At 46.5% G+C, this 16,738-nt stretch carries 17 protein-coding genes and 1 pseudogene; 9 read left to right on the forward strand and 9 right to left on the reverse strand.

Annotated features, from left to right (window positions below):
- Together QUA45_RS08785 and QUA45_RS08790 are read left to right on the forward strand one after the other, a co-directional pair.
- Positions 1 to 194 (forward strand): annotated as a pseudogene (locus QUA45_RS08785) (hypothetical protein); the annotation flags it as partial.
- 52 nt (positions 195 to 246) lie between these two features.
- The gene (locus QUA45_RS08790; RefSeq protein ID WP_333220312.1) at positions 247 to 987 is read left to right on the forward strand and encodes a response regulator transcription factor; all 741 of its coding nucleotides are present in this window, start codon (positions 247 to 249) and stop codon (positions 985 to 987) included.
- Positions 988 to 1,007: 20 nt separating this feature from the next.
- Here the strand turns inward: QUA45_RS08790 and QUA45_RS08795 are convergent, their stop codons facing one another.
- Positions 1,008 to 1,412, reverse strand: a complete 405-nt coding sequence (locus QUA45_RS08795; protein WP_333220314.1) for a gamma-glutamylcyclotransferase — start codon at positions 1,410 to 1,412, stop codon at positions 1,008 to 1,010.
- A gap of 120 nt (positions 1,413 to 1,532) precedes the next feature.
- On the opposite strand from QUA45_RS08795, the gene QUA45_RS08800 reads away from it, so the two are divergent.
- Both QUA45_RS08800 and QUA45_RS08805 read left to right on the forward strand, forming a co-directional pair.
- Positions 1,533 to 2,132 carry a glyoxalase-like domain protein gene (locus tag QUA45_RS08800; RefSeq protein WP_333078463.1) on the forward strand — a complete coding sequence of 200 codons (600 nt, stop codon included), beginning with the start codon at positions 1,533 to 1,535 and terminating at the stop codon, positions 2,130 to 2,132.
- 131 nt (positions 2,133 to 2,263) lie between these two features.
- The gene (locus QUA45_RS08805) at positions 2,264 to 3,130 is read left to right on the forward strand and encodes a phytanoyl-CoA dioxygenase family protein (RefSeq protein WP_333220316.1); all 867 of its coding nucleotides are present in this window, start codon (positions 2,264 to 2,266) and stop codon (positions 3,128 to 3,130) included.
- Positions 3,131 to 3,240: 110 nt separating this feature from the next.
- On the opposite strand, the gene QUA45_RS08810 is transcribed toward QUA45_RS08805, so the two are convergent.
- The 4 genes from QUA45_RS08810 to QUA45_RS08825 form a co-directional block, all read right to left on the reverse strand.
- Positions 3,241 to 4,512: a bifunctional sterol desaturase/short chain dehydrogenase gene (locus QUA45_RS08810; RefSeq protein WP_333220318.1), complete on the reverse strand. Its 1,272-nt coding sequence runs from the start codon at positions 4,510 to 4,512 to the stop codon at positions 3,241 to 3,243.
- A 73-nt stretch (positions 4,513 to 4,585) separates the two neighbouring features.
- Positions 4,586 to 5,152: a restriction endonuclease subunit R gene (locus QUA45_RS08815; protein ID WP_333220320.1), complete on the reverse strand. Its 567-nt coding sequence runs from the start codon at positions 5,150 to 5,152 to the stop codon at positions 4,586 to 4,588.
- Positions 5,153 to 5,336: 184 nt separating this feature from the next.
- The gene (locus QUA45_RS08820) at positions 5,337 to 5,654 is read right to left on the reverse strand and encodes a hypothetical protein (RefSeq protein ID WP_333099148.1); all 318 of its coding nucleotides are present in this window, start codon (positions 5,652 to 5,654) and stop codon (positions 5,337 to 5,339) included.
- 79 nt (positions 5,655 to 5,733) lie between these two features.
- The gene (locus QUA45_RS08825; RefSeq protein WP_333099149.1) at positions 5,734 to 6,339 is read right to left on the reverse strand and encodes a polysaccharide deacetylase family protein; all 606 of its coding nucleotides are present in this window, start codon (positions 6,337 to 6,339) and stop codon (positions 5,734 to 5,736) included.
- A 101-nt stretch (positions 6,340 to 6,440) separates the two neighbouring features.
- Here QUA45_RS08825 and QUA45_RS08830 point away from each other — a divergent pair, with 101 nt between their 5' ends.
- On the forward strand, positions 6,441 to 7,145 hold the full coding sequence (locus QUA45_RS08830) for a Uma2 family endonuclease (protein WP_333220321.1): 705 nt from the start codon (positions 6,441 to 6,443) through the stop codon (positions 7,143 to 7,145).
- Between the two features lie 38 nt (positions 7,146 to 7,183).
- Here QUA45_RS08830 and QUA45_RS08835 read toward each other — a convergent pair whose 3' ends face one another.
- The 4 genes from QUA45_RS08835 to QUA45_RS08850 all read right to left on the reverse strand — a co-directional run bounded on the left by QUA45_RS08835 (position 7,184) and on the right by QUA45_RS08850 (position 14,238).
- The gene (locus QUA45_RS08835; protein WP_333220322.1) at positions 7,184 to 8,827 is read right to left on the reverse strand and encodes a family 10 glycosylhydrolase; all 1,644 of its coding nucleotides are present in this window, start codon (positions 8,825 to 8,827) and stop codon (positions 7,184 to 7,186) included.
- A gap of 474 nt (positions 8,828 to 9,301) precedes the next feature.
- Positions 9,302 to 9,700 (reverse strand): photosystem II protein Psb27, encoded by a 399-nt coding sequence (psb27, locus tag QUA45_RS08840; RefSeq protein ID WP_333066245.1) that lies wholly within the window; start codon positions 9,698 to 9,700, stop codon positions 9,302 to 9,304.
- A gap of 147 nt (positions 9,701 to 9,847) precedes the next feature.
- Positions 9,848 to 11,101 carry a DNA replication/repair protein RecF gene (locus tag QUA45_RS08845; RefSeq protein ID WP_333220324.1) on the reverse strand — a complete coding sequence of 418 codons (1,254 nt, stop codon included), beginning with the start codon at positions 11,099 to 11,101 and terminating at the stop codon, positions 9,848 to 9,850.
- 314 nt (positions 11,102 to 11,415) lie between these two features.
- Positions 11,416 to 14,238: a cation-transporting P-type ATPase gene (locus QUA45_RS08850; RefSeq protein ID WP_333220326.1), complete on the reverse strand. Its 2,823-nt coding sequence runs from the start codon at positions 14,236 to 14,238 to the stop codon at positions 11,416 to 11,418.
- 283 nt (positions 14,239 to 14,521) lie between these two features.
- Between QUA45_RS08850 and QUA45_RS08855 the strand changes: the two genes are divergently transcribed.
- From QUA45_RS08855 to cpcA, 4 genes are all read left to right on the forward strand, one after another.
- Complete coding sequence (locus QUA45_RS08855; RefSeq protein ID WP_333099155.1) at positions 14,522 to 14,776, forward strand: hypothetical protein; 255 nt, start codon at positions 14,522 to 14,524, stop codon at positions 14,774 to 14,776.
- A gap of 150 nt (positions 14,777 to 14,926) precedes the next feature.
- Complete coding sequence (locus QUA45_RS08860; protein ID WP_333099156.1) at positions 14,927 to 15,283, forward strand: hypothetical protein; 357 nt, start codon at positions 14,927 to 14,929, stop codon at positions 15,281 to 15,283.
- 327 nt (positions 15,284 to 15,610) lie between these two features.
- Positions 15,611 to 16,129 (forward strand): phycocyanin subunit beta, encoded by a 519-nt coding sequence (locus QUA45_RS08865; protein ID WP_332948147.1) that lies wholly within the window; start codon positions 15,611 to 15,613, stop codon positions 16,127 to 16,129.
- A 104-nt stretch (positions 16,130 to 16,233) separates the two neighbouring features.
- Positions 16,234 to 16,722 carry a phycocyanin subunit alpha gene (cpcA, locus tag QUA45_RS08870; RefSeq protein ID WP_015175793.1) on the forward strand — a complete coding sequence of 163 codons (489 nt, stop codon included), beginning with the start codon at positions 16,234 to 16,236 and terminating at the stop codon, positions 16,720 to 16,722.
- The last annotated feature ends 16 nt before the right edge of the window (positions 16,723 to 16,738 follow it).

Below are 16,738 nucleotides of genomic sequence, written 5' to 3' on the forward strand. Positions count from 1 at the left end.
TATCTTGCACTTTATTCTCGATCGTGCGAGCGAAACCCAGGCCACGCAATATGCGCTCGATTATTCAGCAAGCCCTATTTAACGAACGTCTAGAAGTCAAAATTTGGGATATGGGAGAGCCTTTTGACCTCCAAGCTAAGTTAATTGAAGAATTGCCAGTTATTTGGAGCGAGCTGGGATTTATGCTTGACTAAAGCTGTACTGTAATTGCCAAGTTTCAACTGACAATAAAAATATTTTTTTGTGATGACTACTGATACTGATCCCAAGATTCTAGTTGTGGATGATGACCCATCCATTCGCACTTTAGTTCATCGTTTTTTAACTCAGAAATATCAAGTAGATTCGGCAGCAGATGGCGAGACGGCTTTAGAATTTTTTGAGAAACTAAAGCCACTGCTAGTAGTCCTCGATTGGAATTTGCCGGATACTACAGGCTATCACCTCTGCCAGGAAATGCAGCGCCGTACTAATGTTTTTGTGATCATGCTAAGCAGCCGCACAGACGAAGCTGATAAACTTAAAGTCCTGTCTGCAGGTGCTGATGATTATATCTGTAAACCCTTTGGTTTGGCAGAGTTGGCAATTCGTATAGAAGTTGTGTTGAGACGGATGAGACCTGTGACTCCATCACGTATTGTATTCGATCAATTCGCGATCGATTCAGCGCGCCGGGAAGCAACCCTCAACGATCGCATTATCAAGTTAACAGCCTTGGAATTTAATATCTTGTATTTTTTGGCAAGTCATTCCGGTCAATCTTGGAGTCGCCAACAGCTAATCGAAAAAATCTGGGGGTGGAACTGCGACGACACAGGAGAAAAGCAAGTTGTTAGCGTACATATCGGTCAGATTCGCAAGAAAATGATTCAAGTTGATGCTACGGGGTCGCAGTTTATTAAAACTATTCGGGGTTACGGTTACAGGTTCGATCCGCCCGTTAGCGAAGCCCTCGAAGAGGATCGCACTGCAATGGCAATTTCCTAAGCTCATCGGCATTAACCACCTTATTTGGTGAAAAACCTATTTTCCCATCTGCCGTGGGGCAGCCAGATGCCTCCTAGGGAACGAACGCGATCGGGTAACATGAAGTATGCCCAAGCCGTCCCTAGAGGTTTGAGGTGTCGATCGAAGATTTCGATTTCCTGTCGCTGATATTCGTTTTGTGTCGGTTCCCGCAGCGGATGATAGTCTTCCAATCGGTCTAAATCGTCCAAAATAGCAGAGCTTGCGAAACAGAGGAGAAAACCGCAGACTGTGCCATCTCCGGCCATCATCGCAGGATAGCCGATCGGCAGGGCAAAAAGTTGACCGCGGGCGATCGCGGGGCAAGCATCCACAACTTTTCCTTCGCAGTAGCGGAGGTAGTTGCACTCCCCCGGTTTGAGTGTGCCGTATACAAAGACTTTCATCGGGTAGGGCTTAACCGCTAGTTTTTGCTAACATAGATGGCTAAGCTAATAGTTTAAGTCTCGCGGGCGATCGCGACTGCAATCTTGATAAATTTCGTTGTTTACCCTTTCTTATAATTCATGACTCTAGCAGTTAGTTTTATTGCTTTTGGACTTCGGCCTTTGTACTTGAGCTCTTTTTTGCCGTCCCTGCCCCTGGACAGCTTGTTTTCGACTCAAGGGATTATGGTGATGCTGCTGGCCGCCTATGCGGGGGCGATGTGGATGTTTCTCACCAGTGCTCCGAAGGTACATACGGTGATGGTATCGGATCTCGGACAAGCGAGGGAGTTCTATGAAGGTATGCTAAACCTGCCAGTAGCAGAAGTGCCGCTGCACTACTACTACAATTACGAGCAAACTTTGGGGACAACTGGTATCGATCCGCTGTATTTGTCGCCGAATGTCGGGAGGGCAACGAGCTCTCAAACCATGGGGAGTCCCGAGGGTTTGTGGTATCAGTTGATGAAAAATACCCAACTGCACATTATTAGCGGCGCTGGTGTAGGAGAAAAAAATCGCCCGCGTCACGTTTGTTTCGATCGCGAATGTTTGGATCAGCTATTGATGAGGGTACAAACTCGCGGAATTAGTTATAAAATTCGCCGCGAAAAGCCCCTGAATTTTTTGGTCAAGGATTACGACGGTCGCGTGATTGAAATGGCTGAGGTTAGTAATTAAGCTGACAGGCAAAAAAAATTAGATATAAAAATCCGGTTTCTCCAAAAAACCGGATTTCTAAAGTTACAAGTTTGCCAATTATTTTTGCTATGACTGCTTCGTCTCTGTTGCAAATTAACTAAATTTTTAATTTGTACCAAACATTGTTTAAAACCGAGAAATTGATTCAAGATGTAAAGCAGATGGGACAGACAAAATTAATCGATCAGTTTAATCAAGATGGATATGTTAAGTTCCGGGGTTTTTTTTCAGAAGCCGAGATGAGAACACTGATCGAGGATATTAAAGAAGCCGATCCGAAGCACATTGACAATAATCTGAATAAAGGAAGCTTAACTTTTCACAGTCAGCTATTCCAATACAGTGAAAAAATCCAAAACTTCATCTCTCAACCCCGACTGGTGGAACTGCTTGCACAATTCATTGGTCCAAATTTCTGGGTGCGGTGGGATCAGGCAGTAGCCAAAGGACCGGGAGCAGAAACCTTTCCTTGGCATCAGGACAATGGCTACAGCAACCTTAAGGATAATCACTACCAACTGTGGATTGCACTTACCAGAATGACCCCCGAAAATGGTGGGCTGTGGTTACAACCGGGCAGTAACAAAAAACGGCTGCCGCACAAATTTGAAGGTAACTATGCTGTGTATGATGGAACTCCTGACAGTCCACTCTTTATTGAAGCAGAAGCGGGGGATCTTGTTTTGTTTTCCTCGCTGACACTTCACAGTACAACACCTAATGTTTCGCAGGAAACCCGCTGGGCTTATGTGATTGAATATATGTCCCTCAATCACGTCGATCCTTCTCTCAAACCACCCTATTTTGTGGTTGCCCGTAACGGTAAGTCCCAGCCAGAGTTTGTTAATCTTCATACAGGTTTCCTGAACCCCTGGAATCATTTGAAATACCTTGGTTATCGCTGGGATCTCAATCAACTGTTGCCAAGCAGGCTGAAACTACTTCTAAAGAAAGCAGAGTTGCTAGGAAAGAAGTAATACCAATTCTCACTGTAAGTTCACTAGGTGAAGCCCGAATGTACTGCGTAAGTCATGCGTACTTCACCTAGAACCCTAGAAGCATTAGGTTGATTTAACGGGATTTGATATTACTTAGTTCTTACTTCAACGTCCGATCGCTCTAATTCTATATCTGCCAAAGAGACTGCTTTCCGGCTGAAAATTTGGAAGTAGAGAGAAACAAAAAACTCTTTGACTGGAAAAACGATAAAAGTCAAAGGATTAATTGTCACGATGATATTGCGCGAATCGGCTTTAGCTTGTTTGACAACTTGCTGTGCTACCCAGTCGGGAGACATGATGCCGATCGGGTTTAAGTTGCTTTTAAACGGCCCTAAAATCAGTTTGCGAACGATGCAGGGTGCGTCTAGCCGGCGCAGGGTGACTAAATCTCCGAGGGCGCGTTTGCTGAGTTCGTACAGGGGACTGACAGCGGGAATTACTTCTGCTTCGGAAGTGTTGATCCAGACTTCTTTGCAAGCAATGTTTTCGTTAGTGCGGACTGTTAAGAAAAAGAGTTCCATCAGCCGCCACGCGGAAAAAGTGTTAATTTCGTAGGAGTTTGCGATCGCCTCTCCTGTTCTTTCTCCGTGTACATTAATCCCGTGATTGATGACGAGAATATCGATTTTTTCTAAAAATAGGGCTAAGTCTGCCTCTTGGCCAGCTTGCCAAGTTATGGTTTTTACAGGTAAACTTTCGCCGTCTACATTCAAAGTAATTTCCTCATTTCCAGAGGTGAGGGCGATCGCTTTTGCACCAGCTTTGTGAAGGTGTTTGAGAAGCGAACGACCTAAAGTTCCCGATGCACCGGTGACGGCTACAGTTTTGCCTTTGAGAGAAAGTGCTGTACCCATAAGTTTATCTATTAAGGTGAAAGTACCGCAATAGTAAGCATTTTGATTGTCGAAGTGGTGCCGCCAGTGATAAGGTTTATTAACTAACCACTTGCCAGGGGGAGTAAGGAAGTGTCCCGGTTGGTGAGTTATGTCGGTTAATTCGTCTGCACCTTTGATGCCGCACCCGCGGGCGATCGCGCTCAACAAAAAGCCTAAAGTATAAATACAACCTGCTGCTGCACCCCAGTGATATTCCGGCAGCCCAAAATAAGCTACAACCCACAGCAACAAGCCTAAAACCATCATCGCTGCAGCTTCGGGTACGTCGTGACGCCAGTGTGCTTGCTTGTAAATTGTCTCGCTAACGGGGGTCAAATTTGGGCGGAAAACGCGGTGATGCCAGGTGTGCAGCTTTTGCAGGGGGGCCCAATAATGGGACACGACGTGATAAAAGTCTCGTATTATTTCTGCCCAGCAGACAGAAGCTATTGCCACACCGCCGACTATCCAGTAATTTACCATGCTCGCACCAGTTTGAAATTTGAGATATTAGATATTGTCTGCTTTGAAAGATAACTCAAAATGCCTTTTATTGCTAGTGGGGAAGTTGACTCAGGCGTTTTAAAATCTGCAAAACCCGGTACAATTCATTGCCGGGATTGCGGATTACAAATTCTGGAGATAAGGCATACTGGGGAGTTTCCCCTCTGACTAACTTCACAAAAGAGAAGTTAGCACCTGTGGAAATCATTCCGAAAGTAGGAGTTTCCGCATTGGGACCTGCGAGCATATATGTCAGGAGTTGGGCTAGTGCTTCGTCAGTTGAAAACGAAAGTTGTTTGGATTCAATTACTGTCACCCACAAGTTTGCTTTCATAATTAGGATATCTATTCTGCCTTCGATGATTCTGCCTTCGTCTTCCTCTTGAATGGCGATAGACTTTTCGGCTTTGACTTGAAAAGGAGACTCATACAGACCGGCAATAAACAAAATGGGGCTGATAATTGTTAGCTTGACTGCATTTTCTAATACAGGCGGGGCGTCTACCAAGTTGAAGTATATGTCTTGGACGCGATCGAGCAATTGTTTTTCTGAGTCTGTTATTTCGGGTAAGTTTTCTTGCCATTCTCGGAAAAATTCGCTGTTGCGAACTCGCTGCAAGCCGAATTTATCGATTAGATAGCGGAGGTTGATGTCTCTTGATAAATAAAAGTTTTTGCATGATGATTAATACAGGGTTTTATGGTTATTAATGAGTTTAGCATAATTGGAATTTTTAACCGCAGATGAACGCAAATGAACGCAAATGAAATTCTCAGTAAGTTAATTTGACCCAGATGTCTGTTCATTGGGATTTTCGATCGGCAATTCGCTGTTTTTGCGTGGCTTGCATTTCCAGCAATTGCGGCACGGTTACAAAACGATATCCCTGCTGTTTGAGTTTGGGAATAATTGCAGATAGTGCCTCGACTGTTTGCTGGCGATTGCCGCCGCCGTCGTGCAACAATACGATCGCCCCCGATGTCGCTTGGGATAGCACGGTAAGGGCGATCGCAGCGGCCGGACGTTGCAAAAAGTCTTTAGGGTCGATCGACCACATAACCACTACATAATTCTTATTTTTAGCGTAAGCTGCCAAACCGTTATTTAAGTACCTACACAAAATTAATTACACATCCGACTTTGTTACTCTTTAGACGTATTAAGTGTTTCAAGTCAACTCAGTCGGCAATTAATTTTGTTTACCTACTTAAGCGGCCGCCGGGCGGGCGAAACAAGAAACTTTTTGCCCCAGTCGATCGATAAATATGAACGCCAGTATTATAAATTTCATCGGATGCTGTTTTTTCGGTAACATTGTGAGAATAGTGATGCCAAGTATGGTTGCCGATCGCATTTCCCGCTTGCACAACTCTTTTCGCAATTTCTGGATACTCCCGCAAATTGGTGCCCAAGCAGAAAAATGTGCCTACAGCTTGATGTTTCTGCAAAATTTCTAATATTTTCAAAGTTTCAGGCGAAGGGCCATCGTCAAATGTCAGGGCGATAACTTTTGAGTTGTTAATACTGGCTTTATAAACAATTTGGCTGCGAAATTGCGCGGGCGGTGCGAAGACTAAAGGTTGTTCGGGAGGTTTGGGAGAGGGAGTTGGGGAGGGAGAATGGGGTGTTTTGAGTTTTCGGGGTTTCAGGAGGTTTGGCGGGGGATTTTCAACGGGTGCGATTTGTTGGGCGAGCGAATGTGAGTTTGCTGTTTGTCGCGTTTCAGAAATAAGGGAAATTAGGGCGATCGATCCGATTAAGAACAAGATTTTTAGCGCCCATTGACTGGCCAATTTGGTACTCATTTGCCACAGCATTTATTTCTGATAATATAACTCTGGCTTACAGGTATGCCTAAAATTAGATAAAATTAAAGATACCGACGCATAACAACAGGAGAAAAGCCATGATTGCTCCCGCAAATCTCAGCTGCATCAGCATCCCTCCTTTGGAAAATGGCGATTTGCTAACCCGTGCCGAATTCGAGCGACGCTATACAGCGATGCCGGGACTCAAAAAAGCAGAATTGATCGAAGGAATTGTTTATATGGCTTCACCCTTACGCTTTGAACCCCACGCCGAACCCCATGCTCGCCTGATGACTTGTCTGGGCTTTTATGCTGCTTTTACCTGTCATACTCGGCTCGGCGATAAGCCCACCGTGCGTCTCGACGTGGATAACGAACCCCAGCCCGATGCTGTACTGCTAATTGATTCCCGACGAGGCGGTGCAACTAGCCTCAGCGATGACGGCTACATCGTAGGCGCGCCCGAATTTGTTGCCGAAATTGCTGCTAGTACCGCTACGATCGATCTGCGAGACAAAAAGCGAGTTTACCGCCGCAGCATGGTGAGAGAATATCTCGTTTGGCAAGTAATTGATCGCCGGCTCGATTGGTTTTCCTTGCAGGAAGAAGAATATATTTCTCTGCTACCCGATGCAGAAGGAATTATCCGCAGCCGAGTTTTTCCGGGCTTGTGGCTGGCTGTTTCAGCACTATTAGACGGGGATATGCCAAGTGCGATCGCAACTCTTCAAGCCGGATTAAACAGTGACGCACATCAAGAGTTTGTCCAACAGTTAGCTGCTTTCCCAAATCCAGTTTTGTAGAGACGCTACAAATCGCATCTCTACAACAACGAATCCCCCTACAACCGGCAAGTTTGCCGCGCCCTTTCATCCTCCAGTTCTTGCCACCCAAAAGCAAAATGACTCACCGCATTAATTTGCGGCGTAGCCGAGCGAATTGCCTGCATTTGAATCTCCAAAGACGGCCGATTTCTGAGAGGTTTTCCCCAATCTCCAGCAATGGCAGGAATAATTTTTGCTCCCGCAGGCGCTAAACTCACTGTCCGCTGCACCTGTGGCACAATGCAGCTTACATCACCGCAATTTCCGTAAGACATGGCGTGGAATTCCACCGCAGCCGGAAAGCTGTCCCAAGGCTGCAATCTCGAATCATATCCCCCTTGATTTATCGCTTGATTTGCAGTGGGAAAAAACACTGCTCCTACAGGAATTCCCATCCTTTGAGCTGGTTGAATAGCTATTCCAAAAAAATCTAAAATCCCTTGGACTGCGTGAGCAACGCTCAGTTTCCAGAGGTCTTTTTGCAGAATGCCAGTATCGGGAAGTGGCGGTATCGGTTTTGGTGTGGCAGTTGCAGCCTTTGGCTTGTTAGCAGCGGGAGTTGTTGAGGCCGATCTTGATGCGGCATTCTCTCTTCTAGAAGGTGGAGTTGCTACTGACATCGCCTGCGGAATTCGGCCCTGCCAAAGAGGTTCTCGCTCAGTTGGATACTGTTTGACTACTGCTTGAACGTCATTAGGATTGATAAATCCCTTAGTCAAATATCGCTGAATTAAATCTCGCCCTTGCTGATTGCTAGCCCGCTGCAAAAGAACTTGCTGCGATGCTGGGCCGTAAATCCACAAGTCTTGAACTTTGGTAGCAACTGAAGCGGGTCCGACGCCGCGTAGATAGCGAATGTAATCGAATAACATTCCTTGCGGCTTGCGCTTGACTATTTGATTTACTAACAAAGTATAGTCTTGCCGTGCTTGTGGGTTGTACGGGTCGATAAAGGCTTGATTGCCCGGAACTTCTCCTAAGTCATCGTTAATTCCTGCGTCTTGAACTACTGTTAAAGTTGTCTGATTTTTACCGTTGATAGCGAGGGTTTGCTGTCTGTCGGGACGCTGAGAATAGGTATACCCAAAGTTCATGGTAAACAACCAGGCATATACTTTTAAACCTCGCTGTTTGCCTTTGGCGATCGCCTTTTCTAACAAGTCGTATTTCTCGTAACCGCGATTTCTCAAAACAGAAGGCCAAGCCGTAGGATTGTCTGCGACTGGTAGCAGCACTTGACCGTCATAAAATGTTTCTATATAGACTTGGTTGTAGCCTTTATTCACAACTTTGTCTAATACTCGATCGAGTTCTCCGGGTCTGACATCGCAGGGATACAAACGCAGCCAAACTGCTTGGGTTTCCGGCCAAGTTTTTTGGCGGCATTCTGCTATTTCCCGCGCGTGTTTGTTCAAAACCGCAAAATATGCTTGCTGAGATTCCCGTTTTCCCGAGAGCGCGGCGCGGCGCAAGTCTTCTTTTTGATTGACCTGTTCTTGGGATAATTGGCAGTAGGCTGATGTTTGGGCAAAAGCTGGTTGATTTCCGATAAACGGCCAAACAAGCTGGCTGATGAAGCTACTGGTTAAAACAGCAGTTACCGCACTTAAAAAGCGTCGCTGGTGTTGAAAATTCGCGATGCGAGTTGGTGCAATTTTCATGGGAGAATGGAATGGGGTTTTCTGGTTTAAATTGGGTGGCGATCGCAAAAATGCGATCGCGCTCAACAAGCAGCTACAAATTTTCTACTTTTTTCGGTTGACTTAGTTATGGCACAAGTCGATCGCACAATGCAAATTCTATCTGGAGGCTATTTAAATTCAATAAGGGCGATCGGGTAAGATAAGACTCCGCGATTAAACCGCTGCTATGTTATACAAACTTTCCTCTGCCTAAGTGTTGGTGCGGAGCCACGCGCCTTCGCGGACTCAAAAATAAAGGGGGTAAAAAGCCCGGATTTGATATCATAATCCAGTTCGATTTTTCAGTATTTTTTACCTAAATGCTGCATAAAAAAGCGCCTGGGTACAGTGGGCGCTAAAAGCAGTTGATATTTCTACTAAAAATTGTTAACACTCAAATATCAAGGATGAAGATGAATTGTTAAAATTTATCCTTGATCCTAAATTTTGAGATTAAGCTCCTCGGTTAAGAGCAGCTTCAATCTGCTGAAATTCTGACTCAAGACGCTTTTTCAATTTTTCAGGAACAGGACGGTTGGGATAGGAACTGTAATGTCCAGCCAAAGAGTTTAAGGCCGTCCGCATTGTCGTGAAAGAGGCCAGCTTGGTAAGAGCGGGATCGCGGCGGTAGGCAGCAAAAAAATCGTTGATACTTGTGCGAGCCTTGGCTTGAGCGGCTGCTTTTTCCGGCGTGCCCTCTGGCAAAGTGAGCGCTGTTCTCAAGCTGTTCACTAATGCTAATGTGTCTTGGCCATAATCTCCACTCAGAGTGGCCGGAACATTGGTACAGCCCGCTACGCCGATGACAACAACTAATACCAGGGCTAACAGACGGGAAATGTAATGCTTCATAAGGGTTAGAAAAATGGAAGCGAAAGCGGCAATCAAAATTAACCTTTATCCTATCTCGAATAGAGCTCATAATGCCAATTTTTCATTTTTTTTGTACCCTTACCATGAAACAGAAAATTTGTCAATCTAAAATCTAAAACCTAAAATCTAAAATCGATTGATTTGTCCAGCAACGACGGAGAGAATTTGGGTTTGTCGCAGCCACTGAGCATCAAAAGCGCCTAGGTGAGTTGTAGTAATCAGAGTTTGAAATCGTTCTTGAATTGTTTCTAAAAGTTGATTTTGGCGGCTCAGATCGAGTTCTGCAAGCACATCGTCGAGCAAGAGTAAAGGTGCTTCGCCGACGACTTCTTCAATAAGCTGCAGTTCGGCTAATTTTAATGCTAATACCAGAGTTCGCTGCTGACCTTGAGATGCGTATTGACGAGCTGGGGTATTGTTAATGGTAAATGTAATGTCGTCGCGGTGGGGACCCACTAAAGTAGTTCCTTGAAACTGTTCCGCGATCGCCCTTTTTTGAATTTTCTCTAAAAATGCTTGTCGCACTCCTTCGAGATTATCTTTAGCGATTAATTCCGCCCCTACTTCAATATTCGCATCGTATTTCACATCTAAAACTTCTGCTGAACCGCTAATTGAACGGTGCCAATTTCGAGCTAAAGGCATCAAACGTTCCAAAATTCGATCGCGCCTGCGGATGACGCGAGCGCCCGCTGTCGCCAACTGTGCGTCCCACAAAGCTAATTCTGAACTGGGAATGGGGGATTGGGCATTGGGCATTGGGCATTGGGCATTGGGCATTGGGAATTCTGCGATATTTTGATCTTCGGGAGTTTCAGATCCGATAAATCGCATCTTGTCAAAACCTTCGGAAAATTCCGCTTTCCTGATTTCTTTAGAACGTTTCAACAGAGCGTTTCTCTGGCGCAAAATTTGGTTGTACTGCTGCAAAATGTGAGCGTAAATCGGTTCTAATTGGATGACTAGGCGATCGATCCAATTGCGCCTTCCTTCGGGCCCGCCGCGCACTAAGTCCAAATCTAAACAAGAAAATTGCACTACATTTAAGACGCTCAAAAAGTCTAAATGGCGGCGCAGCGGTTCACCGTTGATCTTCAGTGTCCGACGCGCCCCAGAGCGAAGAGTTAAAGCTAAGTCAATCGCTCCGGTTTGGCGTTCGAGTGTAGCATCAATTTGCCCTATCGGCTTTGAGTCGAGTATTAAATCGCGATCGCGCCCTACCCTGTGGCTTTTTAAGGTAGAAAGCAACTCTACCGCTTCTAACAAGTTAGATTTTCCTTGCGCGTTATTTCCTACTAAAATAGTTTTGGGAGCGTCAAACGCTACCTTTTGATCGAAGTAGTTCCGAAACTGCCGTAGGTGCAGCGTTTTCAAATACATAATATTAGTAAGTGGTAATCGATAATTGGTAATCGGTAATTGGTAATTGGTAATACAGTCATCGTAGGGCGCACCTTACGGGTTGGTAACCGCGAGCCTTTGCTCTGGCGGTTTTCGCCCAGCGTTACGCTCGCAATGACATTATAACGAAGTAATAAATGTTTAATCGTGAGACAATCTATTTAGTCTTCATAGCCCTGAATTTCGCTGTGAGCCAGGGGTTTCAGCCCCTGGCGGATATTCTTGAAAATAGTACCCAATCGAGCGTTATAGCTAATAATGAAACCTCGCTCAGCCTTCGTCAGCCGTTAACACTATTTTCTAGATTTGTAAAAGCGCAAGAACAGTTTTTCCATTTCGATCCAGACAAACATTAGAGCGCTGAAACCGAAGCAAACTAGCAACTCAAACCCCGTTAAATAATGAGTGCCGAAAAATGCTCTCAGTGGCGGAACATAAATCAGCATCAATTGCAGAATAGTAGTCACAATTACAGCCCCCCACACAAAAACATTAGTGAAGGGATTTAACTCAATAGTTAGCTGAGTGTTAGACCGAATTGCGATCGCGTGACCCATTTGCGCCAAACAAAGAGTTGTAAACACCATTGTTTTCCAAGCCTCGGGATCTCCGACATGGTTAGGGTTGGTCGTATATCCGTAAGCCCAGGACATCATCGCGATCGTCAAAATTGCAAAAATAATCCCGATCCGAATCATGTAAGAACCCAAACCCCGCGCAAAAATACTTTCTCGCGGACTGAAAGGAGGCCTTTTCATTACGTTCGGTTCCCCCGGTTCCACGGCCAAGGCCAAAGCGGGAACGCCGTCTGTTACTAAGTTCATCCACAAAATTTGCAGCGGCGTCAGCGGCACTCCTCCCAAACCCATTAAAGGTGCGGCCGCAATTGTCAAAACTTCGCCGATGTTGCTGCCCAAAATGTACTTAATAAAGCGGCGAATATTGCTATAAACCACTCGCCCTTCTTCAGCGGCGGCCACAATAGTTGCGAAGTTGTCGTCGAGGAGTACCATATCGCTAGCTTCTTTGCTGACATCGGTACCGGTAATCCCCATGGCGATGCCGATATCGGCTTGTTTCAAGGCGGGGGCGTCGTTAACTCCGTCGCCGGTCATCGCGACAAATTTGCCCCAACTTTGCAAAGCTTGGACAATCCGCAATTTGTGTTCGGGGGAAACACGGGCGTAAACGCTAACCTGTTCGACTTGCTGTTTGAGTTCTTCTTGGCTGAGCTTTTCTAATTCTTGACCGGTGAGAACTCGATCGCCCTCTCTAGCAATACCTAAATCGTAGGCGATGGCTTTTGCGGTCAACTGGTGGTCTCCTGTAATCATCACCACCCGAATCCCTGCATTGCGGCACTTCACCACTGCTTCCCGCACTTCCGGGCGCGGGGCGTCCAGCATGCTGACGAGTCCCAGCCAAATCATCTCTTGTTCGCTGGTTTCCTCGGAACCTTCGGGCGGTATGTTTTCCCAGAGTTTGTACGCAAAACCGAGAACTCGCAAACCGCCGCTTGCCATGTTGTTGTTTTCCACTAGGATGCGATCGCGCATTTCCTGGGTTAAAGGTTGTACTCGATCGCCGACTATAATTCCTTTGCAGCGTTCCAAAGTCAACTCTGGAGAACCTTTGGTCAGCATCAAATAATTCGGCTGCTGTCCTTTTTCTGCGGGAAATCCCGAATTTCCCGATCTGCCGGGCACTTCACAAATCACGCTCATCCGCTTGCGTTCCGAAGAAAAAGGAAATTCCGCCGTCCGCGGCAGCAATTGAGACTGTTTTTCCTTATAAATGCCTGCTTTTCCCGCTACACACAGCAGAGCTCCTTCTGTGGGGTCGCCTAAAATCTGCCATTCTTGCTGTTCTTGTTGCAATACTGCGTCGTTGCAAACTGCACAGGCAATTAATAAAGATTCGAGTTCTGGATATTCCTCTAAATTATTAATTTTGGTCGATGTCAGGCGATCGGTAAAATCTCCGATCGGGGCATAGCCGTCGCCTGCGACTGCGACTGTGCAGTCGCCCGTAGACACTATCTGAACAACCATTTTATTTTGAGTCAGAGTACCTGTTTTGTCAGAACAAATGGTAGTTACCGAGCCCAAAGTTTCTACTGCAGGCAGTTTGCGAATCAGGGCGTTTCGCTTCACCATCCGCCTAGTTCCGAGTGCTAAAGTAACTGTCACGACTGCTGCGAGTCCTTCGGGGACCACAGCCACAGCCATGCTCAGAGAAACTTCTAACAAATCTTCCCACCTGCTGGTATCGAACCCGAGGCTGCCGTTTTGGAAGGTAATCATGCCGCCGATGACGACAATTGCGACTAAGGTTAGGGCACCGGAGACTAGAACCTTTCCCAACTGATCCATCCGCTGTTGCAGGGGAGTCGGTTCGTTTTCTACTGACTGAAGCATGGTGGCAATTTTGCCCAGTTCAGTTTGCATTGCGGTGTTGGTGACGATCGCCTTTGCTCGTCCCTGAACAACTTCTGTGCCCTGAAAAATCAGGTTGAGTCGATCGCCCAAGGAAGCATCTTCTGGAAGTTCTAGCTCTGCTTGCTTGGTGACTGCTAGAGCTTCTCCTGTCAAAGCAGATTCTCTGACTTGCAGATTTGATGTTTCGATCAAGCGTGCGTCTGCTGCTATTTTTACCCCAGCCTCCAACAGCATCACGTCTCCGGGTACAAGTTCCTTGGCTGCTATTTCCGAAGTTTTGCCGTCCCGCACGACTCTGACTAGGGGGGAAGCGAGGTTTTTGAGGGCTGCGAGGGCTTTTTCGGCACTTTGCTCTTGGAAATAGCCGAGAATGCCGTTGAGTATGACGATCGCAAAAATGGCGATCGCATCTTTGGGAAAAGTATTCGACCTGATGTCCAAAAAAGCCGAAATCACGGCCACACCCATCAGCATCAACAACATGATGTTGGTGAACTGATCGACAAAAATCGACCACGGACTGCGGCCTCCTGTTTCTTCGAGTTCGTTGGGGCCGTATTGCTGCAAGCGTTCTGACACCTGTTGGCTGCTCAAGCCAGCGTCTTTGTTGCTGCTTAGCTGCTGGAGAGTTTGGTCAATTGCTACGGTGTGCCAAGAAGAGGGAGAATTTGAAGACATAAATTACGATCGATCGTGGGGCATAAAGGTGGTTGCGGCCGGACAGCTACAGCCGATCCATCTGGCTGATTACAGTAAGAGAGTTTTAAGTTTTGAGTTCTGAATAAAAAACTGTTTAACTTGGGACTGGTTTTGGGCGGTTCGATGCCGGGGAAGCAAAAAGCTTTTAACTTCAATGCGTCTGCCTGCTCGATCGCGCCGTTTGTAGGCCTACGGCTGATAGCACCTATCCACCTTACTACTAAAAATTAGCAATTCCTTCGGCTTTTACACAGAAAAGAAGTTGAAAGCAAGAGTGACTTTAGTCGGGGGATGCAAGCGTGCGCTGCAGGTCAAAACCTACCTTAAAACAAACCTAATAAAAGGCGAACATCCTAACTCATCTATCTCGCTGAGTTTTAATGTTAAAAGAAAAATGGCCCTGCCTCGACAGGTCTCGATCGCCTATGTTGGTTTTCTCACCATCAACAATGCTCAGCTTGCCACACCCTTCCCTGCGACTAGCCTGTGGGAAGCAGAACATAGAACAGATAGATGAAGACAGTTTTTTTGCAACCACTGCGACGACAAACAGTATATAGATTCGGGCTCTGGGGTCAAGTTCAATGACTCCCTGGACCCAGCATCCCCGCGTTATGAAAGACCGGGGCCGGTCTTTCAACTTCCAACGGCTGAGTTTTGTCGCTAAATGCTGATATTTCCGGCAAAAGCTGACGCTGTGGCGATCGGGATCGCAATCTTTTGGATTTTGCCCACACCCAATTCTGCTGCCATCCTGACATGGGGCAGAATTTTTGCTTTTTTCCCTATTCCCCCAGCCTTTTTTACCAAAACTTTAATTTACTTAATACTTCTTAACAATTTGGCTTTTCCAGAGAAAGCCAACAAAGGCGATCGGTCCATGAGATGGTTCGGGGCGCTTCAACCGCAACTGCAGGGGCGAAAAAAGCAAACTCTGCTTTTGTTTGTGCAACCCCGCATCTACCGCAGGAAGGAGATTAGCCCGGACTTGCCCAGCCAGACATTTACCTTCTTAGAGAGATAACTTTCTGTAATAATTTGTAATAAACAAAGACGGGCGAGCGTTGTATAAAGATTATCAGAGGGTTGAAACGACAGGCCAAAGTTAACAAAAACACTGATTGACAAGGTTTGTCGCATCTCATAAAAGATGTAAAAAATTCTAAGGTTTCTTAAACGTCCGTTACGATGTAACAATAGTGCAGGTAGCGGAAAGGGAGAACTCGATCGGACCAGCAGATTAGCTGGCATCAAATTTCAACCCTTGCAGGCACTCGTAGCCTGAACAAATTTAACTTAACGGTTTTATACCGCAACCAAACTCAATTAACTCAAGTAGGAGAGTTCTTTCATGTTTGACGCATTTACAAAAGTGGTTTCCCAATCTGACGCTCGGGGCGAATTTCTAGCTCAGGGTCAACTCGATGCTCTCAGCAGCATGGTTTCCGACGCCAACAAGCGGATTGACGCAGTAAACCGCATCACCGGCAACGCATCCAGCATCGTAGCCAATGCAGCTCGCACCCTGTTCGCCGAACAGCCTCAACTGATCGCTCCTGGTGGCAATGCGTACACCAACCGCCGCATGGCAGCTTGCTTGCGCGATATGGAAATCATCTTGCGCTACGTCACCTATGCAACATTTGCAGGCGACGCCAGCGTTTTGGACGACCGCTGCTTGAACGGTCTGCGTGAAACATACCAAGCTCTGGGAGTTCCCGGTGGCTCAGTTGCAGCCGGCGTGCAAAAAATGAAGGAAGCAGCAATTGCGATCGCTAACGACCCCAACGGTGTTACCCGTGGTGATTGCAGCTCGCTAATGTCTGAAATCGGCAGCTACTTCGACCGCGCAGCTAGTGCAGTCGGCTAAAAATAGCCAAGCGAACCTTTCTTGTAAAGAAGCGAGCATCGCATTTTTGCAAACAATCATTTTTGTACACAAAAACAACACAACATTAGGGAGAAACCAGAACAATGAAAACCCCTTTGACTGAAGCAGTAACAGCAGCCGATTCTCAAGGTCGTTTCCTGAGCAGCACTGAACTACAAGTTGCCTTCGGCCGTTTCCGCCAAGCAGCAGCAGGTTTGGAAGCAGCCAAGGCTTTGACCGCCAACTCTCAGCGCTTGATCGACGGTGCAGCTCAAGCTGTGTACAACAAATTTCCGTACACCCAACAAATGCAAGGCCCGAACTACGCTTCTACCCCAACAGGTAAAGCTAAGTGCGCTCGCGACATCGGCTACTACCTCCGCATGGTAACCTACTGCTTAGTTGCAGGCGGCACCGGTCCGATGGACGAGTACCTGATTGCAGGTGTTGACGAAATCAACCGGACATTTGAATTGTCTCCTAGCTGGTACGTTGAAGCCCTCAAGTACATCAAAGGCAACCACGGTCTCAGTGGCGACGCTGCAACTGAAGCGAATTCCTACATCGACTACGCAATCAACGCTCTGAGCTAGATTTGCGTGATGCCCG

Origin of the sequence: Microcoleus sp. Pol12A5 (genome assembly GCF_036701435.1) — a bacterium.
In the GTDB taxonomy this organism is placed as follows: Bacteria; Cyanobacteriota; Cyanobacteriia; order Cyanobacteriales; family Microcoleaceae; genus Microcoleus.